21 protein-coding genes are annotated in these 20858 nt (G+C 49.6%); all 21 read right to left on the bottom strand.

Annotated elements, in window-relative coordinates:
- Positions 1-5: 5 nt before the first annotated feature.
- Complete coding sequence (locus tag ACTHR2_RS03570; RefSeq protein ID WP_263339699.1) at positions 6-752, bottom strand: isoprenyl transferase; 747 nt, start codon at positions 750-752, stop codon at positions 6-8.
- A 57-nt stretch (positions 753-809) separates the two neighbouring features.
- Positions 810-1367, bottom strand: a complete 558-nt coding sequence (gene frr / locus ACTHR2_RS03565; RefSeq protein ID WP_003747893.1) for a ribosome recycling factor — start codon at positions 1365-1367, stop codon at positions 810-812.
- A 175-nt stretch (positions 1368-1542) separates the two neighbouring features.
- On the bottom strand, positions 1543-1842 hold the full coding sequence (locus ACTHR2_RS03560) for a DUF2818 family protein (protein WP_003686671.1): 300 nt from the start codon (positions 1840-1842) through the stop codon (positions 1543-1545).
- Between the two features lie 219 nt (positions 1843-2061).
- Positions 2062-3504: an NADH-quinone oxidoreductase subunit NuoN gene (nuoN, locus tag ACTHR2_RS03555; RefSeq protein WP_263339693.1), complete on the bottom strand. Its 1443-nt coding sequence runs from the start codon at positions 3502-3504 to the stop codon at positions 2062-2064.
- Between the two features lie 9 nt (positions 3505-3513).
- On the bottom strand, positions 3514-5010 hold the full coding sequence (locus ACTHR2_RS03550; protein ID WP_263339690.1) for an NADH-quinone oxidoreductase subunit M: 1497 nt from the start codon (positions 5008-5010) through the stop codon (positions 3514-3516).
- A 110-nt stretch (positions 5011-5120) separates the two neighbouring features.
- Positions 5121-5582, bottom strand: coding sequence for a type II toxin-antitoxin system VapC family toxin (locus tag ACTHR2_RS03545; protein WP_263339687.1), 462 nt, complete (start codon positions 5580-5582; stop codon positions 5121-5123).
- The gene (locus tag ACTHR2_RS03540) at positions 5582-6742 is read right to left on the bottom strand and encodes an AAA family ATPase (RefSeq protein WP_263339682.1); all 1161 of its coding nucleotides are present in this window, start codon (positions 6740-6742) and stop codon (positions 5582-5584) included. The genes ACTHR2_RS03545 and ACTHR2_RS03540 overlap by 1 nt, the downstream gene beginning before the upstream one ends.
- Positions 6743-6927: 185 nt before the next feature.
- On the bottom strand, positions 6928-8952 hold the full coding sequence (gene nuoL, locus ACTHR2_RS03535; protein WP_263339680.1) for an NADH-quinone oxidoreductase subunit L: 2025 nt from the start codon (positions 8950-8952) through the stop codon (positions 6928-6930).
- 2 nt (positions 8953-8954) lie between these two features.
- Complete coding sequence (nuoK, locus tag ACTHR2_RS03530) at positions 8955-9260, bottom strand: NADH-quinone oxidoreductase subunit NuoK (protein WP_003747881.1); 306 nt, start codon at positions 9258-9260, stop codon at positions 8955-8957.
- Positions 9257-9928 carry an NADH-quinone oxidoreductase subunit J gene (locus tag ACTHR2_RS03525; protein WP_003747879.1) on the bottom strand — a complete coding sequence of 224 codons (672 nt, stop codon included), beginning with the start codon at positions 9926-9928 and terminating at the stop codon, positions 9257-9259. Before ACTHR2_RS03525 ends, nuoK begins: the two co-directional genes overlap by 4 nt.
- A gap of 11 nt (positions 9929-9939) precedes the next feature.
- Positions 9940-10419, bottom strand: a complete 480-nt coding sequence (gene nuoI / locus ACTHR2_RS03520; RefSeq protein WP_070837200.1) for an NADH-quinone oxidoreductase subunit NuoI — start codon at positions 10417-10419, stop codon at positions 9940-9942.
- 80 nt (positions 10420-10499) lie between these two features.
- The gene (nuoH, locus tag ACTHR2_RS03515; RefSeq protein WP_002216340.1) at positions 10500-11576 is read right to left on the bottom strand and encodes an NADH-quinone oxidoreductase subunit NuoH; all 1077 of its coding nucleotides are present in this window, start codon (positions 11574-11576) and stop codon (positions 10500-10502) included.
- Between the two features lie 2 nt (positions 11577-11578).
- A complete protein-coding gene (nuoG, locus tag ACTHR2_RS03510; RefSeq protein WP_263339671.1) occupies positions 11579-13840 on the bottom strand; it encodes an NADH-quinone oxidoreductase subunit NuoG in 2262 nt (753 codons plus the stop codon).
- Positions 13841-13898: 58 nt separating this feature from the next.
- A complete protein-coding gene (gene nuoF, locus ACTHR2_RS03505; protein WP_263339669.1) occupies positions 13899-15194 on the bottom strand; it encodes an NADH-quinone oxidoreductase subunit NuoF in 1296 nt (431 codons plus the stop codon).
- A gap of 65 nt (positions 15195-15259) precedes the next feature.
- The gene (locus ACTHR2_RS03500; protein ID WP_070826729.1) at positions 15260-15685 is read right to left on the bottom strand and encodes a hypothetical protein; all 426 of its coding nucleotides are present in this window, start codon (positions 15683-15685) and stop codon (positions 15260-15262) included.
- 40 nt (positions 15686-15725) lie between these two features.
- Complete coding sequence (nuoE, locus tag ACTHR2_RS03495) at positions 15726-16199, bottom strand: NADH-quinone oxidoreductase subunit NuoE (protein ID WP_049332996.1); 474 nt, start codon at positions 16197-16199, stop codon at positions 15726-15728.
- Positions 16199-17455, bottom strand: a complete 1257-nt coding sequence (gene nuoD / locus ACTHR2_RS03490) for an NADH dehydrogenase (quinone) subunit D (protein ID WP_049332998.1) — start codon at positions 17453-17455, stop codon at positions 16199-16201. Before nuoD ends, nuoE begins: the two co-directional genes overlap by 1 nt.
- On the bottom strand, positions 17445-18038 hold the full coding sequence (locus ACTHR2_RS03485; RefSeq protein ID WP_002258030.1) for an NADH-quinone oxidoreductase subunit C: 594 nt from the start codon (positions 18036-18038) through the stop codon (positions 17445-17447). The genes nuoD and ACTHR2_RS03485 overlap by 11 nt, the downstream gene beginning before the upstream one ends.
- 12 nt (positions 18039-18050) lie before the next feature.
- The gene (locus ACTHR2_RS03480; protein ID WP_002215610.1) at positions 18051-18533 is read right to left on the bottom strand and encodes a NuoB/complex I 20 kDa subunit family protein; all 483 of its coding nucleotides are present in this window, start codon (positions 18531-18533) and stop codon (positions 18051-18053) included.
- Complete coding sequence (locus ACTHR2_RS03475; protein ID WP_003686600.1) at positions 18524-18880, bottom strand: NADH-quinone oxidoreductase subunit A; 357 nt, start codon at positions 18878-18880, stop codon at positions 18524-18526. The genes ACTHR2_RS03480 and ACTHR2_RS03475 overlap by 10 nt, the downstream gene beginning before the upstream one ends.
- A gap of 334 nt (positions 18881-19214) precedes the next feature.
- Positions 19215-20672 carry an oligopeptide:H+ symporter gene (locus tag ACTHR2_RS03470; RefSeq protein ID WP_263339657.1) on the bottom strand — a complete coding sequence of 486 codons (1458 nt, stop codon included), beginning with the start codon at positions 20670-20672 and terminating at the stop codon, positions 19215-19217.
- Between the last annotated feature and the right edge of the window lie 186 nt (positions 20673-20858).

Raw genomic sequence — 20858 nt, 5'->3', positions numbered from 1 at the left:
AGTTCTCAACCCCGTTGCTGCTCAACCGGCAGCTGTTCGGAAGTCCGCCCGAAGCGGCGTTCCCGTTTTTGGAACGAAGTAATCGCCTCATTCAGCGATTTCTCATTAAAATCAGGCCACAGAGTATCCGTAAAATACAATTCAGCGTACGCCATCTGCCACAGAAGGAAATTGCTGATACGCGTCTCGCCGCCGGTTCGGATAAACAAATCCGGCTCGGGTGCATCGCCCAACATCAAATAGCGCGACAACGCCTCTTCCGTAATCTCAGTTGCACCCTCGGCAATCAACTGATTTGCCGCCTGCAAAATATCCCAGCGGCCGCCATAATCGGCGGCAATGCTCAAAGTCAAACCGGTATTATTTGCCGTCAATGCCTCTGCCGCCTCAATCCCCTTCAGGATTTCAGCGTTAAACCGCTCACGGCTGCCGATGACTCTCAAGCGCATATTGTTATCGTGCAAACGGCGCACCTGCTTTTGCAAAGCCTGCAAAAACAGCCCCATCAGAAAAGAAACCTCTTCCTCGGGGCGTCGCCAGTTTTCAGTCGAAAAAGCAAACACGGTCAAATACCGCACACCCAGTTCAGCACAATGCTTCACCATGTTCTCCAGCGCATCCAAGCCGCGCTTATGCCCCATCACACGGGGAAGAAAACGCTTCTTTGCCCAACGTCCGTTGCCGTCCATAATCACAGCAATATGTCGGGGGATGGCAGAGTGTTCCAAAATCGTCTGCGTACTGCTTTTCATGTCTGCCTTTCAGGGAGCAAACCGTCCAAAGGCCGTCTGAACGATTTGCACACAGGATTAAATCGCCATCAAATCTTCTTCTTTGGCAGCCAAGAGCTTGTCTGCTTCAGCAATATATTTGTCGGTCAACTTCTGAACCGCTTCCTCGCCACGGCGTGCTTCATCTTCAGAAATCTCTTTGTCTTTCAACAATTTTTTGATGTGGTCGTTTGCATCACGACGCACATTACGGATAGACACACGACCCTCTTCCGCCTCACCGCGTACCACTTTGATCAAATCTTTACGGCGTTCCTCAGTCAACATAGGCATAGGGACACGGATCAAATCGCCAACAGAAGCAGGGTTCAGGCCCAAGTTGGAATCACGGATCGCTTTCTCAACTTTTGAAGCCATATTACTCTCGAACGGTTTCACACCAATCGTACGCGCATCCAAAAGCGTTACGTTTGCTACTTGGCTCACAGGCACCATGCTGCCCCAGTATTCCACTTCCACTTGGTCAAGCAGGCCGGTATGCGCACGGCCGGTACGCACTTTAGCCAAGTTTTCTTTCAACACTTCCAGAGAACGCTGCATTTTGCCTTCAGCTGTCTTTTGAATATCATTAATCATCTTATACTTTCAATTTCATAGGAATAAAACAGGATTAACCGAGAATAGTACCGTTAAACCGCCCCCACGACAAGGCTTTACGCCCCAACAGCCTTGTTTTCTAACCGATATTTAACATCAAACAAAATAAAGGCCGTCTGAAAATCTTTCAGACGGCCTTTTCCTAATTCAAATCCTACTCTCTATTTCGCTCATTCCAAAAGTAACGCCATACGAAGCATGGGAAGGCAAAAATCAGGTAGAGGCAGACAACGGTCGCGTAAAACTCCCAATCTTGAGCATGTACGGCACCAGCGCGCGATTCGAGGATATAGGCAAGGATCGCGGTAAGAAGGAAACCTGCCAGCAATTCGATCAAGTGATGGCCGATATGTTTGCGTTTCAGGGCGATGATGCCGAAGAATTTGGTGGTAATAAATGGTGCGTTGGCAAAGATAAGTGCCAACAGCAAAAGAATGTACATGGATGCAGTCATGGTGGTCTTTCTGTTTTCAGACGGCCTGTGTGTGATTTTAACATGTTAAATGGGCATTCTTACCCATCATTATCCGTGGAATATTCAATATCTTGATGATACCTGCTTGATGATTGTTCAAAGGCTCGAGACCGTCTGAACTTGGGTATATTTCATCCGAATGAGAATCCTAACAAAAACGGCGACTTTGGAACAGCCGCCGTCGGTTTTGTTTAAAGCTTACAGGGTATTTTCCAATGCTTTGGCACACCAGTCGATAACGGTTTGCGGCATGATACCCCACAGGAGCAGCAAGAAGGCATTGACCGTCAGAACAAATTTAGCGGCATAGTTACTGCCGACCGGCTGGTCATGATCAGGCGCATCGAAGTAGATGACTTTGACCACGCGCAGGTAGTAGAACGCGCCAATCAGCGACATGATGACGGCAAATACGGACAACCAAACATGGCCTTGTTTCAAGAGTGCCATAATCACTCCGAATTTGGCGTAAAAACCCATCAGCGGTGGAATACCCGCCATGGAGAACATAGACAGCAACATCAGGAAGGCAAACCATGCATGGCGTTGGTTAAGGCCTGCGAGGTCTTTGATGTTTTCACATTCAATGTCTTTGGTGGACAATACCATCAAAACGCCGAAGCTGACTGCCGCCATCAAAGCATAGGTAATGGCGTAATACAAACCTGCGGTAAAGCCGACTGCGCCTGCCATAAACGCCAACAAGATAAAGCCCATGTGCGATACGGTGGAATAGGCAAGCATACGTTTGATATTGGTTTGCATGATGGCGGCAAGGTTACCGACCACCAAAGATGCAACGGCAAGGATGGCCAACATCGGCGCCCAGTCTGAATGTATGGTACCCATACCGGTAACAAGGATACGGAACGCAAAGACAACGGCGGCAATTTTCGGAGCCGTACCCACAAAGGCGGTAACAGAGGTCGGCGCGCCATCGTACACATCGGGTACCCACATATGGAATGGAACCGCACCCAATTTAAATGCAATGGCGACGACAATAAACACCATACCCAATTTCAACAACCATTCATTGGCCTGTTCATTGAAAGCAGAAGCCAAGACGGAAGCAAAATCGAGGGAACCGGTAGCGCCGTAAACCATGGAAATACCATAGAGTAGCAAGCCGGAGGCCAACGCGCCCAATACGAAGTATTTCAGCGCGGCCTCGGCAGAGCGGCCGGAATCGCGGCGCAGGGCAATCATGGCGTACAGCGACAAAGACAACAATTCCAAACCAATATACGCAGTCAGGAAATGTGCCGAGCTGACCATGACGCTCATACCCAACAGAGCAAACAGCGACAGGGTATAAAACTCGCCTTTAAAAATTTGGCGGTCTTGATTGTACGGTTTACTGTAAATAAACAGACCGAACGTCAGTGCATACAGCACCAGTTTTGCCAAACGGGACATGCCGTCTGCAATATACATACCGTGAAAGGCATCGACACTGCCCTGCTCCCATACCGCCAATTGGGTGACGGCCACGATAATGACCGTTCCCAAACTCATCAGATGGGTCAGATAGCGGTTTTTATCGCAAATCCACAAGTCTACCAGCAATACGACACCCAATAGCGCAAGCAGCACGATTTCGGGCATGGCGGGCATTAAATTCAAATCAGACCAGTTCATTTACACACCTCAAATCTTGCTTTGTGCCACATGGGCAATCAAATCGTTTGCCGCTTGATGTACCACTTCGATAAACGCTTGCGGATACAGACCCATGCCCAAAACAGCAATCGCCAAAATCGCCAAAATCGCAAATTCGCGGCAATTGATGTCTTTCATTTCGGCAACGTGCGGATTGTGGATCGCACCAAAAATAACGCGTTTATACATCCACAGGGTATAAGACGCACCGTAAATCAGGGTCATGGCAGCCAACGCGCCTACCCAGAAATTCACTTTAACCGCGCCCATAATCACCATAAACTCGCCCACGAAGCCTGAAGTCGCAGGCAGACCGGCATTAGCCATACCGAACAACATCATAAACGCCGCAAACTTAGGCATCACATTGACCACGCCGCCATAATCGGCAATATTGCGGGTATGCAGGCGGTCGTACATCACGCCGATACACATAAACATCGCGGCAGACACAAAACCGTGGGAAATCATTTGAATGATTGCACCTTTCAATGCCCAATCATTCAATTGGCCGTTCACAAACAGGAACATACCCAAAGTAACAAAACCCATATGGCTGATGGAAGAGTACGCCACCAGTTTTTTCATATCGGTTTGCACCAAAGCTACCATACCGATGTAAATCACGGCAATCAGGCTCAACACGATGATCACGGGGGCAAAATAGCGAGCCGCATCCGGCATAATCGGCAGGATGAAGCGCAAGAAACCATACGCACCCAGTTTCAGCGTAATTGCCGCCAACACCATCGAACCGCCGGTCGGCGCTTCAACGTGGGCATCCGGCAACCAAGTGTGCACGGGGAACATCGGCACTTTTACGGCGAATGACAGGAAGAACGCCACAAACAAAAGCTGTTGTACGCCCAACGGAATCTGTTTGATGTTTTGGAAATCGACAATAGAGAAGCTGCCTGTTTGATAGTACAGGTAAACCATGGCAACTAGCATCAAGAGTGAACCCATCAGCGTATAGAGGAACAGCTTGACCGACGCATAGACGCGGCGCGGACCGCCCCATACACCGATAATCAGGTACAGCGGAATCAGCATACCCTCGAAGAACACATAAAACAGAATCGCATCCTGCGCGGCAAACGCGCCATTAATCAAACCCGACATCATCAGGAATGCCGCCATATACTGCGCCGGACGTTTCTGAATGACTTCCCAACCGGCCAATACCACCAACAGCGTAATAAACGCATTCAAGATAATAAAGAGCACTGAAATACCGTCCACGCCCAATGCGTAGTTGATTTTCAGCAGCGGAATCCACTCGTGGAACTCGGTAAACTGATAGCCGCCGCTCAAACGGTCGAAACCGGTAAACAGGGGCAGCGTTACCAAGAAACCGGCAAGCGCACCCATGAAGGCAAGCATACGCGCCAGCGGCGCACGGCTGTCCTTACCGGTCGCCAAAACCAGCACACCTGCGGCGATGGGTATCCATATTGCCAAGCTGAGTAGGTAGTTGGAAAACATAGTGGTTAACCTGTGGTTAAAATAAAAAATATAGTTGTATGGGTTGGTCTTTCAGACAGCGTTTTAAGAGGCCGTCTGAAAAAGGTTTGTTCAGGCTTTTGCTATTTGTCTCAAGCTAATTCTGCCGAATCTTTTAGCCTCATTCTTTCATGTAAATCTTTAATCTTATTAACATCGGTATCGTGGGATAAGATTTCTAAATTATTCACACTGGCAGTCGCATAATGAAACATATCGAATTTACGTTTTTCTAAATTCTTCGGCGTATTATCACGTTCGGCTTCAAACTTATCAAAGCGGTACAGATTACTTGCCAAATCAGAAACATTCTGTGTAATGTCCAAAGATTCAAACTGTGTCAAAACATCGGTCAATCGAGACAATTTTTCAGATTTTCCCCAATCCACACCGCGCAAAACTTCATAACGGATAAGCGGGGTAATCACAAAACGATTGTCATCCTGTTGCAACTTTTCCGCCATATCGCTCAATACGGCTTTCCGCTTTTCTTCATCACTGTCATCATCCGCCAAATAAACCAAGTAATTAGTATCTAAAAGATAAACCGTCATTATTTATCCCCTAATCCGCCCAATTCCTGACGTACCAATTTTAATAAGGCTTTTTTTGCCTGTTCTTGATTACGTTCTTGGGCGCGTTCTATCTTCTTCTTATTCAAATCTACGCCGAATGCTTCGTTGAGCAAATCCACAAAAGAAGCATTACTTGGATAGTCAATCATCTCGCCATAGACCACACCGTCCTCCTTGCTACGTACCAAACGGTAGGCTTCTCCCTGCTCCAACTGACTGATGACTAAAGACGAATGCGTGGTAATAAAAAACGTTGTGTTCGGAAACAATTTTTTCAGCAGCGGTACAATTTTGATCTGCCATTCGTTATGCAAATGGCTTTCTATTTCGTCAATTAGAACCACCCCCTTAACCTCTGCGATTTGTTCTTCATTAGTAAAATAGCTATAACCCGCAATAATAGATTGAATAATCTTCACAATAGATGTAAATCCACTAGATAAATCTGAAAGCTCCCGTCTTTCACCTTCGACTTTGATAAATACTTCGTAACCAGACTTTTCTAAGAATTTTTCATCGATTCGACTATCTATTTTGTTCAATAACGAAACCAATACTTCTAACTCTATCTGACGATTATCCTCTTTTGCTTGGAATTGGTTAGCAGAGTTGGCACGTTGAATAACCCACTCTTTAACATTCGTATTCATATTCAGATTTTTGAAATTTTCTTCAGTATGGTCATACCAGAAAATATAAAAGAGCCCATCTAAATATTTTTCCATTCGCTTTTCATGCTTCTCCAATTCTGGTATAGCAGAATGCGTATATTTAATGCCACCACGATTCTGCGCAGCCAAATAAACAATTGGCAAATCGTGGGTATAGCCTGAAAAAAACGTCCTTCCTTCACGCCCGATCTGACAAGTTTCATTTTCATCAAATTTTTGAGTGAAAATTAGACTTTCCACTTTTTTAAAAGGTAATTTATTTACATTAATGTAATGACCTTTTTCCAATGCAGATGAATTGGTAAAGAGCAAAACTGTAAACAAACATTCCAAAAATTTAGTCTTACCCACACCATTCTCGCCAATCATCGTATAAACACGCTGATTGGGTTGGAAATCTACCTGCATCGTGCCGACACCGGTTACATGCTCAAAACGAACCGTACCGTCAAACAGTCGTTTATCCATATTATCTGCCCTTCTATTTTTCAGACAGCCTGATTATCTGAAATGTCAGATGCAGTCTGAAACTCTAATCTATTGCCGCCTGAAACCTTCTTTTCAGATGACCTCAAACACTGCCCTCTTTCTCAAGTTTCCTTTTTCAGACGACCTCTACACCAGCGATGAACAGGCCGTCTGAAATCCCGCTTTTATCGGAACAATCCCCAGAAGGTCATGCCGAGCAGTACCAATACGCCGAATACCATAGCGGCGGCATAGGTGTAGATAAAGCCGGTTTGGGCTTTACGCACTTGCGCGGCAATCGTGCCGACCAGTTTGGCAGAGCCGTTGACAATACCGTTGTCGATAATGGCAGTATCGCCGACTTTCCAGAAGAAGGTACCCAATGCGCGCGTGCCTTTGGCGAAAACGTTGAAATACAGGGCGTCGAGGTAGTATTTGTTTTCAAACAAAACGTAAACCGGACGGAACGCCTGTGCAATTCTCGCAGGCAGGTGCGGCAGTTTGACGTACAAGAGCCATGCGCTCAACACGCCTGCGATAGCAAGGTAAAGTACAGGCGAATGCAGGCTGTGCGACACCATTGCCAATGCGCCGTGGAACTCTTCCTTCATGATGTGCATGGTCGGATGCGCATCGGTATTAACGAAAATCACGTCTTTGAAAAAATCGCCGTAAAGCATAGGCTCGATGGCAACATAGCCGATGATGACGGACGGAATGGCAAGCAAAATCAAAGGCAGGGTAACGACCAGCGGGCTTTCGTGCGGATTGTCGTTTTTGCCCAAGCCGTGATGCTCTTCGCCATGATGATTATCATGATGTTCAGGCAGGCTGCGCCATTTCTCTTCGCCGTGGAACACCATAAAGTATTGGCGGAATGCGTAAAACGCGGTAACAAACACGCTGGCGAGGACGGCAAAATAGGCAAAGCCACTGCCCGGCAGGGTGCTGTATTTCGCCGCTTCGATAATCGAATCTTTGGAATAGAAGCCGGAGAAGAACGGCGTACCGATCAGCGACAAGTTACCGATCAGCATGGTCAGCCAAGTAATCGGCATGTATTTTTTCAGGTTGCCCATGTGGCGCATGTCTTGGTCGTGGTGCATACCGATAATCGCGCTACCTGCGGCCAAGAACAACAAGGCTTTAAAGAAAGCGTGGGTCATCACATGGAACATCGCCACGGAATAGGCAGACGCACCCAGAGCCACAGTCATATAGCCCAGTTGCGACAGGGTGGAATACGCAACCACACGTTTGATGTCGTTTTGAATCACGCCTAAGAAGCCCATAAACAGGGCGGTAATCGCACCAATCACCATGATTACTGACAGCGCAGTGCTGCTCATCTCATAAATCGGCGACATACGCGATACCATGAACAGACCGGCGGTAACCATGGTTGCGGCGTGAATCAATGCAGAAATCGGTGTCGGGCCTTCCATCGAATCAGGCAGCCAGACGTGCAGCGGGAATTGCGCCGATTTACCCATCGCGCCCACAAACAGGAGCAGGCAGGTTACGGTAATCAACGACCATTCCACGCCGGGGAAAAGCTGGATGGTGGAATTTTGTACGTTGGGCAGATAGGCGAATACGTCCTGATAACGCAGGCTACCGCCGAAATAGGCAAGCACCAAGCCGATACCGAGCAAAAAGCCGAAGTCGCCGACACGGTTAATCAAAAAGGCTTTCAGGTTGGCAAATGTTGCGCTTGGACGTTTGAAATAGAAACCGATCAAGAGATACGACACCAAGCCCACAGCCTCCCAGCCGAAGAAGAGCTGGATGAAGTTGTTGCTCATAATCAGCATCAACATGCTGAAAGTAAACAAAGAAATATAGCTGAAGAAGCGTTGGTAGCCGACTTTTTCATCGTGCATATAGCCGATGGTGTAGATATGTACCATCAACGACACGCCGGTTACTACGACCATCATCATCGCCGTCATCGTATCGACCAAGAAGCCGACGGAGAAATCCAAGCCACCCATTGTCAACCAGGTATAAACGTTCTCGTCAAACTTGGTACGGCTGCCATTGAGGAATCCCCACAGCACATAAGCTGACAGCACGGCAGACACCGCCACACCGAGTATCGTAACCGTATGCGCACCGGCACGTCCGATTTTGTTACCGAACAAACCCGCAATCAGCGAGCCTGCCAAAGGCACAAGGGCAATTACCAAATATAAAGTCATGTCGTTCATGATTACCCTTTCAACTCATCCAAATCGGCAACGTTGATTGTTTTTCTGTTACGGTACACCAATACCATAATCGCCAAACCGATGGCGGATTCGGCAGCGGCAACGGTCAGTACGAAGAATACGAAAATCTGTCCGGCAGTATCGCCCAAATATTGGGAGAAAGCGATAAAGTTGAAGTTCACCGCCAAGAGCATCAGCTCGATAGACATCAGCAATACCAGCACGTTTTTGCGGTTCATAAAGATACCCATTGCGCTGATACCGAACAGGAGCGCACCCAATACCAAATAATGCGTCAAGGTAATCATGCTTTGCCCTCCCCTTCCGGCTTGAGGCCGTCTGAAACTTCGCTTTCTTCGGCAGATTCGACTTGCGGTTTGACCGCTTCCATTTTCACCAGACGCATACGGCCTTGGTCGGCGCGTACTTTAACTTGGTCTGCAGGGTCCATACGTTTCGGATTGAAAGTTTTGCGGTGAACCAGCGCAATCGCGGCTACCATACCCAACAGCAGCAATACCGCCGCCAACTCAAACGGCAACAGGTAGTCGGTATAAATACGGCTGCCCAAATCGCGGATATTGTTGTAATCGGCGGGAATGTCTTTCATCAGACCAAATGCGGCCAAGTCGGTTTTCGGATTGACCAAAATCAGGATCAGGGCAACCGCCAACAATGTGCCGACCACACCGGCAACAGGCGCATGACGCCAGAAACCGGCGCGCATGGCTTCGATGTCGATATTCAGCATCATCACGACGAACAGGAACAACACCATCACGGCGCCGACGTAAACCACCACCAGCGTCACACCCAAGAATTCGGCCTGCATCAGCATCCAAATCATCGCGCTTACGCAGAAGGTCAGCACCAGATGCAAAGCGGCATGCACGGGGTTTTTAGCAGTAACGGTACGAACCGCACCGTACAAAACGATGGCGGCAAGGATATAGAACAGAATCGCGGAAAAAGTCATTCGTCTGCTCCTTAACGATACGGCGCGTCAGCGGCTTTGCGTTTGGCGATTTCGGGTTCGTATTTGTCGCCAATGGCCAAAAGAATCGGTTTGGTCATGTGCAAGTCGCCTTTTTTCTCGCCGTGGTATTCAAAAATATGGGTTTCTACAATCGCATCGGTCGGGCAGGCCTCTTCGCAGAAACCGCAGAAGATGCACTTGGTCAGGTCGATGTCGTAACGCTTGGTGCGGCGCGTGCCGTCTTCGCGTTCTTCCGATTCGATGTTAATCGCCATTGCCGGACACACCGCCTCACACAATTTGCACGCAATACAGCGCTCTTCGCCGTTCGGATAACGGCGTTGCGCGTGCAAGCCGCGGAAACGCACGGATTGCGGCGTTTTCTCTTCGGGGAAATAAATTGTGTCTTTGCGGGCAAAAAAGTTTTTGAGCGTTACGCCCAAGCCTTTTACCAATTCGCCAAGCAGAAAGGTTTTTACTAAGTTAGCCATATTATGTTCCCTCAAAACAGGGATTTCGTTAGGTATTCAAAATCGCTTTGTTCAGACGGCCTCAAGATGCCGTCTGAAACTTATTTCCACAAATTCAGCGGTGAAATCATCCACACGCCCAAAATCACGATGTAGGCGAAGCCGATCGGAATCAGCACTTTCCAGCCCAAACGCATGATTTGGTCGTAACGGTAGCGTGGGAAAGTTGCACGGATCCACAGATACCAGTACAGCACCGCCGCCATTTTCACGAACATCCAGAATGCGGAAGGCGTACCGATAAAGCCCCAGCTTTGAGGGAACGGAGACAGCCAGCCGCCGAGAAACATCAGCGATGTCAGCGCGGCAATCAGAATCATGAAAATGTATTCAGCAAGGAAGAACAGCGCGAATGCGAAGCCGGAGTATTCAACGTGGTGACCGGCAACGATTTCAGATTCACCCTCTGCCACGTCAAACGGCGCGCGGTTGGTTTCGGCAACGGCGGAAATCAGATAGACGATGAAGATGGGGAAGAGCGGCAACCAGTTCCAAGAGAATACCGAACCGCCGGCAATACCTTTGGCTTGTGCGGCAACGATGTCGGAGAAGTTCATGCTGCCCGATACCATCACAACGCACACCAGCGCGGCACTCATGGCAATCTCGTAGGAAATGCTTTGCGCGGAAGCACGCATTGCGCCCAAGAACGAATATTTGGAATTGGAAGCCCAGCCTGCGATGATCACGCCGTAAACCGACAGCGAGGTAATCATCAGGATGTACAAAAGGCCGATATTGATGTTGGTCAGCACCCATTCTTCGTTGAACGGAATCACTGCCCACGCCGCGAAAGATGGGGCGAGTGACATAATCGGGCCGATGTAGAACAGGGCTTTGTTTGACAGCTTCGGACGGGTTACCTCTTTAAACAAGAGTTTGAACACGTCGGCAAACGGCTGGATCAGACCCCACGGGCCGGTTACGTTCGGGCCGACACGAAGCTGCATAAATCCAATGACTTTACGTTCGAAATACGTCAGGTAGGCAACGGTCAGAATCAGCGGAATCAGGATAATCACGATTTTGACGATGACGGATACCACCAAGCCTACGGTGATACCCAAATCGCCCAGACCGAGCGTTGCGGCAAAGAGGTTTTGGAACCATTCTTGCATGATCAAGCTCCCGCCAGTTCAATAGTGTCCATCAACGCACCCAGCGCGGCATTTTCGGTATGCAGCGGCAGATGCACCACGTTTTCAGGCAAACCGGCATCGGCTTTGACTGCAACCGATACACTTGCGCCGTTTTGTTTGGCGATAGCAGTTTGTCCGTCTTGCAGGCTCAAGCGTGCCAATGTGTTTGGATTTACACGCGCGGCAGGCACGGCGGCATGGCTGGTTTCTTGCAACGGTGCGGAACGGCGTACGATAGAATCAGTGTGATAAATACCGACGCCGCCGACACGGACGAGACGGTCTGAGGCCGTCTGAACGCCCTCCCCTGTCCATGTGCTGCGGTTGTCCAGTTTGGACGGCAGACTTTCTGCATCCAGCGCATCTTTCAGAATCGCAGCGGTATCGTGGTATTCAAAACCTTTCAGGTCAAACAGGTTGCCCAATACGCGCAACACTTTCCACATCGGACGCGAATCACCGAAGCCTTGTACCACGCCGTGGAAAGATTGCAGACGGCCTTCCATATTGATGAAGCTGCCTGATGTTTCGGTAAACGGCGCAATCGGCAACAATACGTCGCACACGTCCAGCAGCGTTTCGCTGACAAACGGTGTAAACGCCATCACGCTTTTCGCCTGTTTCAACGCGGCCACGGCTTTTGCGCCGTCCGCCGTATCGATTTCAGGCTCGACGTTGAGCAGCAAGACTGCCTGTTTCGGCGCGTTTACCATTTCGACAACGCTCTCGCCGGAGTTTACATTCAAGACATCCGCACCAACGCTGTTGGCGGCTTGCGGCAAAATGCCCAACACTGCACCGGTCGCGTCTGCCAGCTCTTGCGCGGCGGCGTAAATCGCGGCGTAATCAGGATGGTTTTGCACTTCCGCGCCCAAAATCACCGCTGCTTTTTCAGCGTTTTTCAGGCTGGCGGTAACGGCGTGTTCCGCATTGGCAGACAGGTTTTTCAGACGGCCTGCCCACTCGTCGGGATGTACGGCTTCTTGAGACAGAAGCGGCATAAACAATTCTTCTTTACTGCTGGCCAATACGCTCAAGGCCATACGGTCTTTGGCGGCGCGGCGCAGGCGGGCGGTCAGGAGCGGCTGTTCTTTGCGCAAATTCGCGCCGACTACCAATACGGCATCGTTGTCAGCCAAAGATTCAATGCTTTGTCCCAACCATTGCGCACCCTTAAGGCCGTCTGAAAGACGTTTGTCTTGTTGGCACAAACGGGTGGCAAAGTTTTTAACACCCAAGCCGTCGGCGAGTTTTTTGGCCAGATACAGCTCTTCAACCGTATTCATCGGGTTGGCCCAAACACCGACTTGGTTTTGGTTGCCGTCTTTGGCGATACATTCAATCGCGCTGCGGACATATTCCAACGCGGTTTTCCAATCCACGTCCATCCACTCGCCACCCTGTTTGATTTTCGGGTTTTTCAGACGGCTTTCGTGATACAGGCCTTCGTAGGCGAAACGGTCGCGGTCGGACAGCCAGCATTCGTTGATGGCTTCGTTTTCCAACGGCAACACGCGGCGGACGGTATGGTCTTTGGTTTGTACAATCAGGTTGCTACCCAAAGCATCATGGGCAGAAACGGATTTACGGCGGTTTAGCTCCCAAGTACGCGCGTTGAAGCGGAACGGTTTGCTGGTCAATGCGCCGACAGGACACAAATCGATGACGTTGCCTGACAATTCGGTTTCCACTGCTTTACCGATAAAAGGCATGATCTCGGAATGTTCGCCGCGGTTGGCCATGGCGATTTCTTGCACGCCGGCGATTTCTTCAGTGAAACGAACGCAACGGGTACAGTGGATACAACGGCTCATTTCCTCGGCGGAAACCAAAGGACCCATGTCTTTGCCGACGACGGAACGTTTTTCTTCGGTATAACGGCTGGTGGTTTTGCCGTAGCCCATCGCCAAATCCTGCAACTGGCATTCGCCGCCTTGGTCGCAGGTCGGACAATCAAGCGGATGGTTGATGAGCAGGAACTCCATCACGCCTTCTTGCGCCTCTCGGGCTTTTGCCGAATGCGTACGCACAATCATGCCGTCTGTAACCGGCGTGGCACAGGCGGGCAGGGGTTTGGGGGCTTTTTCCACATCCACCAAACACATACGGCAGTTGGCGGCGATGGAAAGTTTTTTGTGGTAACAGAAATGCGGGATATAAGTACCGAGCTTGTGCGCGGCTTCAATTACCGTCGCGCCCTGCTCCACAGATACCTGTTTGCCGTCGATTTCGATTTGTAACATGGTTCGTTCCTAGTTACGGGTATTTAATAAATAATTCTTTTAGAGGCCGTCTGAAAACTTAGCACCACTTATTCGGTTTCATCGGTCCGCCGTGTTCGATGTAATGCACAAACTCATCACGGAAATGCTTAGTAAAGCTGCGGACTGGGAAGACGGCGGCATCGGCAAGGGCGCAGATAGTGCGGCCTGCCATTTGATTACCGACAGAATCCAGCAGATCCAAGTCTTCCATGCGGCCTTTACCTTCTACGATGCGGTGGACGATGCGGTAGAGCCAGCCTGTACCTTCTCGGCAAGGCGTACATTGGCCGCAAGACTCGTCGTAGTAGAAGTAGCTCAGGCGCTCAAGGGCTTTCACCATGCACACGTCTTCGTCCATGACGATAATCGCGCCGGAACCCAACATCGAGCCTGCTTTGGAAATCGAGTCATAGTCCATATTGGTCTGCATCATGATATCGGCAGGCAACACGGGCGCGGACGAACCGCCGGGAATAACGGCTTTAAGTTTTTTACCGCCGCGCATACCGCCCGCCATTTTCAGGACTTCGGCAAACGGCGTACCCAATGGCACTTCATAGTTGCCCGGACGCTCGACATGGCCGGAAATACAGAACAATTTGGTACCGCCTGCATTCGGAATACCTTTATCGGCAAATACCTGTCCGCCGTCGCGGATAATGAAGGGGATGGAGGAGAACGTTTCGGTATTGTTGATGGTAGTCGGTTTGCCGTACAGGCCGAACGAAGCAGGGAATGGCGGCTTAAAGCGCGGCTGGCCTTTTTTGCCTTCCAACGACTCGAGCAATGCGGTTTCTTCGCCGCAAATATATGCGCCGTAGCCGTGGTGGGCGAAGAGTTCGAATTCGAAGTCCGAACCTAAAATATTTTTACCCAAAAAACCTGCGGCGCGTGCTTGGGCTAGTGCAGCTTCAAAACGTTGATAACCTTCGAAAATTTCGCCGTGAATGTAGTTGTAACCCGCTTTCGCGCCCATCGCGTAACCAGCGATAATCATGCCTTCAATCAGGGCATGAGGGTTGAACATGATGATGTCGCGGTCTTTAAACGTACCCGGTTCGCCTTCGTCGGTGTTGCAGACGACGTATTTTTCGCCGGGGAAAGAACGGGGCATAAAGCTCCATTTCAAGCCGGTCGGAAAGCCCGCACCGCCGCGCCCGCGCAAGCCGGAGGTTTTGACTTCGTCAATCACGTCGGTTTGCGAGATGTTTTCGGACAGGATTCTACGCAGCGCGCTGTAACCGCCGCGTTTGACGTATTCGTCCAATGTCCAGCAATCGGGATTGGCGGTATCCACTTGGTCAAAAATCACGCCTGATTGGTAAATAGCCATTTTTGGTTTTGCCTAACTTAACTTTTAGGGTTTCTTTTTTATTTTCAGGTAACCGGAAAATTTATTTAGCGTACACGCTTATAATCATCCAATTTGATAATGCCATTTTTTTCTACAACTTTTACATCAGTAACGCCTTTGTGCCCCATGTCTCGATAACTCACACGGTACCAACCTTTATTTTTAATAATAGGCTGGATATTAGATAAAATACTCGTGCCGTCACCATCTTGCGCTTCTGTCCGTAGTTCCCAAGTGCCATAACAAGGAGCATCTTCACAATCATATTCAGCACTATAAGCACGTTCTAATTTTTTCAAAAAGCGAGATGTCCCGAAACGTTGCGCATCGACACCTAATTCTTCGTTACCAAAAACATACTGCTTATAAAATTGAGAAATAATTTCGTTGGCTTCACTATCTGTAAAATCTGCAAACGCATAATTGGTTGTAGCAACAAATAATGAAATAGCTAAAATAACTTTTCTCATAATTTAAAGCCTTCCTTATCGAAAAGTTTCAGACGGCCTTTTATTTCAGTTCGGCAAGTTTCTTGTCAATCGCTTCTTCGGTCATAAAGCTGCACATGCTGTGGTTGTTGACCAGCATGACCGGAGCGTCACCACATGCACCCATGCATTCGCCTTCGACAAGGGTAAATTTGCCGTCGGGCGTGGTTTCGCCGTAGCCGATACCGAGTTTTTGTTTGAGGTATTCGCCGGTAGCCATACCGCCGCGCAGGGCGCAGGGCAGGTTGGTACAAACGGTCAATTTATATTTACCGACAGGCTCAAGGTCGTACATATTGTAGAAAGTAGCGACTTCGTAGGCTTGTGCAGGCGAGATGCCGATATAGTCTGCGACAAAAGCGATGGTCTCGGGAGCAAGCCAGCCTTTTTCGGTTTGGGCAATACGCAATGCGCCCATAATGGCGGAGCGGCGTTGGTCGGCAGGATATTTTGCCAACTCAATATCAATTTGTTTTAAGGATTCTGCGGATAACATTATCGGTCAACCTCCCCGAATACGATGTCCTGCGTACCGATGATGGCAACGACGTCGGCCAGCATGTGGCCTTTTGCCATTTCATCCATGCCTTGCAGGTGGGCGAAGCCGGGTGCGCGGATTTTCAGGCGGTAGGGTTTGTTTGCGCCGTCTGAAATGATGTAAACGCCGAACTCGCCTTTCGGATGTTCGACAGCGGTGTAGGTCTCACCCTCGGGAACGTGCATACCCTCGGTAAAGAGTTTGAAATGGTGAATCAGGTCTTCCATACCTGTTTTCATTTCGGTACGTTTGGGCGGAGCAAATTTGTGGTTTGTGGTAATGACTGGACCCGGATTGACACGCAACCACTCGGAACATTGTTTGATGATGCGTACGGATTGACGCATTTCTTCCATACGGCAGAGGTAGCGGTCGTAGCAGTCGCCGTTGACGCCGACGGGGATGTCGAAATCCATTTTGTCGTACACTTCGTAAGGCTGTGTCTTACGCACGTCCCATTCCACGCCGGAACCGCGCAACATCACGCCGGTAAAGCCTTTTTGCATGGCGCGCTCAGGAGTGACAACGCCGATGCCGACGGTACGCTGTTTCCAAATACGGTTGTCGGTCAGGAGGGTTTCGAGTGTGTCGATGTTTTTCGGGAAACGTTCGCAGAAGGCGTCGATAAAGTCGAGCATGGTGCCTTCACGGGATTCATTGAGCTGCTTCAATACTTTGGCATTGCGGAATTTGCTGCTCTCGTATTTGGGCATGAAGTCGGGCAGGTCACGGTAAACGCCGCCGGGACGGAAATAGGCTGCGTGCATACGTGCGCCGGACACGGCTTCGTACAAGTCCATCAGCTCTTCACGATCGCGGAAGGCGTAAAGAATGGCGGTCATCGCGCCAATATCGAAGGCGTGCGAACCGATGCCCATCAAGTGATTGAGGATGCGTGTTACTTCGGCGAACATCACGCGGATGTATTGGGCGCGGATAGGTACATCGATACCGGCAAGTTTTTCTACCGCCAAGCAATACGCCTGCTCGTTGACCATCATGGAAACGTAGTCCAAACGGTCCATATAGGGCAGGGCTTGCAGATAGGTTTTGGTTTCAGCCAGTTTTTCAGTACCGCGGTGCAGAAGGCCGATGTGCGGGTCGGCACGGACGATGGTTTCGCCCTCCAACTCCAAAATCATACGCAATACGCCGTGCGCCGCAGGGTGTTGCGGGCCGAAGTTGATGGTGTAGTTTCTTAATTTATTGGCCACCGTAGTTCTCCTCACGGACGATACGCGGCGTGATCTCGCGCGGCTCAATGGTAACAGGTTGGTAAATCACGCGTTTTTGCTCTTCGTCGTAACGCATTTCCACATAGCCGGAAATCGGGAAGTCTTTGCGGAACGGATGTCCGACAAAGCCGTAATCGGTCAGGATGCGGCGCAAGTCCGGGTGGTTGTTGAACATGATGCCGTACATATCGAAGGCTTCGCGTTCGTACCAATCCGCGCTGTTGTAAATATCGACTACGGATTCGACTACTGGGAAGTCGTCGTCTGAAACCCAGACGCGTACGCGGATGCGTTGATTGTTTTTAACGGAAAGCAGCTGGCTGACGACGGCAAAGCGTTTGCCCTGCCATACTTCGTTTTTGTAAGTGCTGTAATCGACACCGCACAAGTCAACCAGAAGCTCGAAATGCAGCTCTTCATGGTCGCGCAATGCGGTCATGACTGAAATATAGTGTTCGGGCAGACACTCGACGGTAATCTCGCCCAAAGCTGAAATGACTTTGCTTGCCTGATCGCCAAGCACGCCGATGACGGTCTCGTATAAGTTTTGAATGCTTGCCATATCGTCCTCTCCTTACTCGTCACGCGCGATGGTGGAAGTGCGCTTGATTTTTTGTTGGAGCTGAATCAGGCCGTAAATCAGGGCTTCCGCAGTCGGTGGACAACCCGGCACATAAACGTCTACCGGCACGACGCGGTCGGCACCGCGCACAACGGAATAAGAATAGTGATAATAGCCGCCGCCGTTGGCACACGAGCCCATAGACAATACCCAGCGCGGCTCGGCGAGCTGGTCATACACGCGGCGCAGCGCGGGCGCCATTTTGTTGGTGAGCGTACCCGCCACAATCATCAGGTCGGCCTGACGTGGGGACGGACGGAAAATGATACCGAAACGGTCAAGGTCATAACGCGCCATACCCGCATGCATCATTTCCACGGCGCAGCAGGCCAAGCCGAAAGTAACCGGCCACAATGAACCGGTACGCATATAGTTCAACACCGTATCCGCGCTGGTGGTGATGAAACCTTTTTTCAAAACGCCTTCTATTCCCATTCCAGCGCACCTTTTTTCCATTCGTAAATAAAGCCTACCGTCAAAACGACGATAAACACCAGCATAGACCAGAAGCCGTATGCGCCCAAATCTTTGAACACGACAGCCCACGGCAACATGAACGCGACCTCCAAATCAAACAGGATGAAGAGGATGGCGACGAGGTAATAGCGCACGTCGAACTTCATCCTTGCGTTTTCAAAGGCTTCAAAACCGCATTCGTAAGCCGCGTCTTTTTCGGCATAGTGACGTTTCGGGCCTAAAATTGTGCCGAGCAGAATAAACAGTACGCCGGCCGCAAGGCCGACGAGGATGAATACGAGGACGGGAAAGTAACTGGCCAACATGGTCGTACCTAACTGGTTGACAGACAAATCTTAAAAATAGATTACCATTTTATCGAATTTCAAAAGCCATTTAAAGGTAAATATCAGCAAATCAGCAAAAAAACCCTAATAAATTCAATAAAGTTATGAGAACAATTCTTATTCTTATTTAATATTTCCAAATTTTAATTTCGTTTTAATCATGTATCATTTAATTCGGATTTTCCGCCTGTCCGATTTACTTCAAAAATCTGGAAAACCGTCCTTTCCCAAACCTCAATAAAAGCATCAGGCCGTCTGAAAACTGATTATTTTCAGACGGCCTGTGTACATCACATTATTTTAAATAGAAAAATCAATCGACACCTTTGAGCATACGGTTCAATACCGGGGCGAGTACCAGCAGGATACCGCAGGTTACTGCGCCGATAGTGGCCAGCATCCAGTAGAAATCCAATGGCAACTGAGCATTGTAGTAGTCTTTAAACAACACTCCGCCCAAGGTAAAGCCGATGGACAATGCTAAGAAATTCAACGCAACCATTTGTGTTTTAAACATGCTCGGTGCGATTTTGGTGGAAAACGACAACGAAATCGGCGACAGCATCAACTCGCCTATCGTAATCGCCAGCAACACCAGCATAAACACGATAATCGGCATCGGGGTTCCGGATGAAATATACGGAATAAAACTCAAATAAGAGACGCCGGTTACCAACATGGCCAGTGCAAACTTCAACGGCGTTTTAGGTTGGCGTTTGCCCATTTTCGTCCACACCGCCGCCATCACGCCGGAAAAGAGGACCACCCACATGGCCTGTATCGAATCTTTCCATGAAACAGGCACGGTAAAGCCGAAGAAAGTACGGTCCACCGTTTCGTCAAAATAAACCGTTGCAACGGTGTACACCTGAAACCAAACCGCCCAGAACATACAAATGGTCAAAAACAGCGGAATATAGGCCACAATATAGCGTTTATTGGCCGCTTCAACGTGGCTGCTGCCCAACAGGCGCGCAAAATAAGCGACGACGGTAACGATAACCACGCCCAAGAGCCAGCGGGAGAAGTTTTCAAGGGTGAGCGCGCCGGAAGCAATCACGCTGCCCAACACCAAAACCAGCAATACGCCGACAGCCATGGCGGTCTGCACCTTTTCAGGACGCAACGGATTGGGAACCGGCGTATGCGGCAGGTTTTTACGGCCGCGCGAATACCACAACAGGCCGAATGCCATGCCGACGGCCGCTGCGCCGAAACCGTAATGGAAACCCATCCTGTCTTGCAAAATACCGGTCAACAACGGGCCTAAGAAGCCGCCGATATTGATGGAAATATAGAAAATAGAGAAACCGGCATCGCGCAATTCGCGCAGGTCTTCCCGTTCATACAAAGAACCGACCATCGAACCGGCAGACGATTTCACGCCGCCGCTGCCCAGCGCGATAAACACCAAGCCCAGCAGCAATCCCATCAAACCCGGCACAATCGCCAATAAAATATGGCCGGTCATCACGACGATGCCGGCGATAAACAGGGTACGCTCCGCACCCCAAATGCGGTCGGCCAACCACGCACCGAGAATGGTGGACAGGTAAACGCTGCCGCCGTACGCGCCAACGATACCGCCGGCCAAGGCTTTATCCATACCCAAACCGCCTTGACTCGCGGTGTAATACAGATAAATCAGCAGGATGCCCTGCATACCGTAGAAGGAAAAACGCTCCCACAGCTCAATATGGAATAGGGTGGATAATTGCAAAGGATGGCCGAAGAAAGTTTTCTCGGCAGAAGACAGCTTTTGACCGGACATTTAATAAGTTCTCCTAATATATCGGACAGGATCAGGCTTCAGACGGCCTATTGCACCTACCAATCATTTTTATAGAAACTATATATTACCGCCAATCTTTGCATTTGCAAAACATGTTTTAATATTTGCAAAATAATGTTTCTTTCAAACTGAAAAATGCCGTCTGAAATCTTTCAGACGGCCTGT

Origin of the sequence: Neisseria sp. P0006.S004, assembly GCF_051963015.1 — a bacterium.
Taxonomy (GTDB): domain Bacteria; phylum Pseudomonadota; class Gammaproteobacteria; order Burkholderiales; family Neisseriaceae; genus Neisseria.
The sequence above is the reverse complement of the archived record's forward strand: the minus strand, read 5'-3'. Positions and strand labels throughout refer to the sequence as shown.

Bases quoted from the DNA above. Each gene is read 5' to 3' on its own strand.
- ACTHR2_RS03570 (WP_263339699.1), bottom strand. From the start codon at position 752: ATGAAAAGCAGTACGCAGACGATTTTGGAACACTCTGCCATCCCCCGA.
- frr (WP_003747893.1), bottom strand. From the start codon at position 1,367: ATGATTAATGATATTCAAAAGACAGCTGAAGGCAAAATGCAGCGTTCT.
- ACTHR2_RS03560 (WP_003686671.1), bottom strand. From the start codon at position 1,842: ATGACTGCATCCATGTACATTCTTTTGCTGTTGGCACTTATCTTTGCC.
- nuoN (WP_263339693.1), bottom strand. From the start codon at position 3,504: ATGAACTGGTCTGATTTGAATTTAATGCCCGCCATGCCCGAAATCGTG.
- ACTHR2_RS03550 (WP_263339690.1), bottom strand. From the start codon at position 5,010: ATGTTTTCCAACTACCTACTCAGCTTGGCAATATGGATACCCATCGCC.
- ACTHR2_RS03545 (WP_263339687.1), bottom strand. From the start codon at position 5,582: ATGACGGTTTATCTTTTAGATACTAATTACTTGGTTTATTTGGCGGAT.
- ACTHR2_RS03540 (WP_263339682.1), bottom strand. From the start codon at position 6,742: ATGGATAAACGACTGTTTGACGGTACGGTTCGTTTTGAGCATGTAACC.
- nuoL (WP_263339680.1), bottom strand. From the start codon at position 8,952: ATGAACGACATGACTTTATATTTGGTAATTGCCCTTGTGCCTTTGGCA.
- nuoK (WP_003747881.1), bottom strand. From the start codon at position 9,260: ATGATTACCTTGACGCATTATTTGGTATTGGGTGCGCTCCTGTTCGGT.
- ACTHR2_RS03525 (WP_003747879.1), bottom strand. From the start codon at position 9,928: ATGACTTTTTCCGCGATTCTGTTCTATATCCTTGCCGCCATCGTTTTG.
- nuoI (WP_070837200.1), bottom strand. From the start codon at position 10,419: ATGGCTAACTTAGTAAAAACCTTTCTGCTTGGCGAATTGGTAAAAGGC.
- nuoH (WP_002216340.1), bottom strand. From the start codon at position 11,576: ATGCAAGAATGGTTCCAAAACCTCTTTGCCGCAACGCTCGGTCTGGGC.
- nuoG (WP_263339671.1), bottom strand. From the start codon at position 13,840: ATGTTACAAATCGAAATCGACGGCAAACAGGTATCTGTGGAGCAGGGC.
- nuoF (WP_263339669.1), bottom strand. From the start codon at position 15,194: ATGGCTATTTACCAATCAGGCGTGATTTTTGACCAAGTGGATACCGCC.
- ACTHR2_RS03500 (WP_070826729.1), bottom strand. From the start codon at position 15,685: ATGAGAAAAGTTATTTTAGCTATTTCATTATTTGTTGCTACAACCAAT.
- nuoE (WP_049332996.1), bottom strand. From the start codon at position 16,199: ATGTTATCCGCAGAATCCTTAAAACAAATTGATATTGAGTTGGCAAAA.
- ACTHR2_RS03485 (WP_002258030.1), bottom strand. From the start codon at position 18,038: ATGGCAAGCATTCAAAACTTATACGAGACCGTCATCGGCGTGCTTGGC.
- ACTHR2_RS03480 (WP_002215610.1), bottom strand. From the start codon at position 18,533: ATGGGAATAGAAGGCGTTTTGAAAAAAGGTTTCATCACCACCAGCGCG.
- ACTHR2_RS03475 (WP_003686600.1), bottom strand. From the start codon at position 18,880: ATGTTGGCCAGTTACTTTCCCGTCCTCGTATTCATCCTCGTCGGCCTT.
- ACTHR2_RS03470 (WP_263339657.1), bottom strand. From the start codon at position 20,672: ATGTCCGGTCAAAAGCTGTCTTCTGCCGAGAAAACTTTCTTCGGCCAT.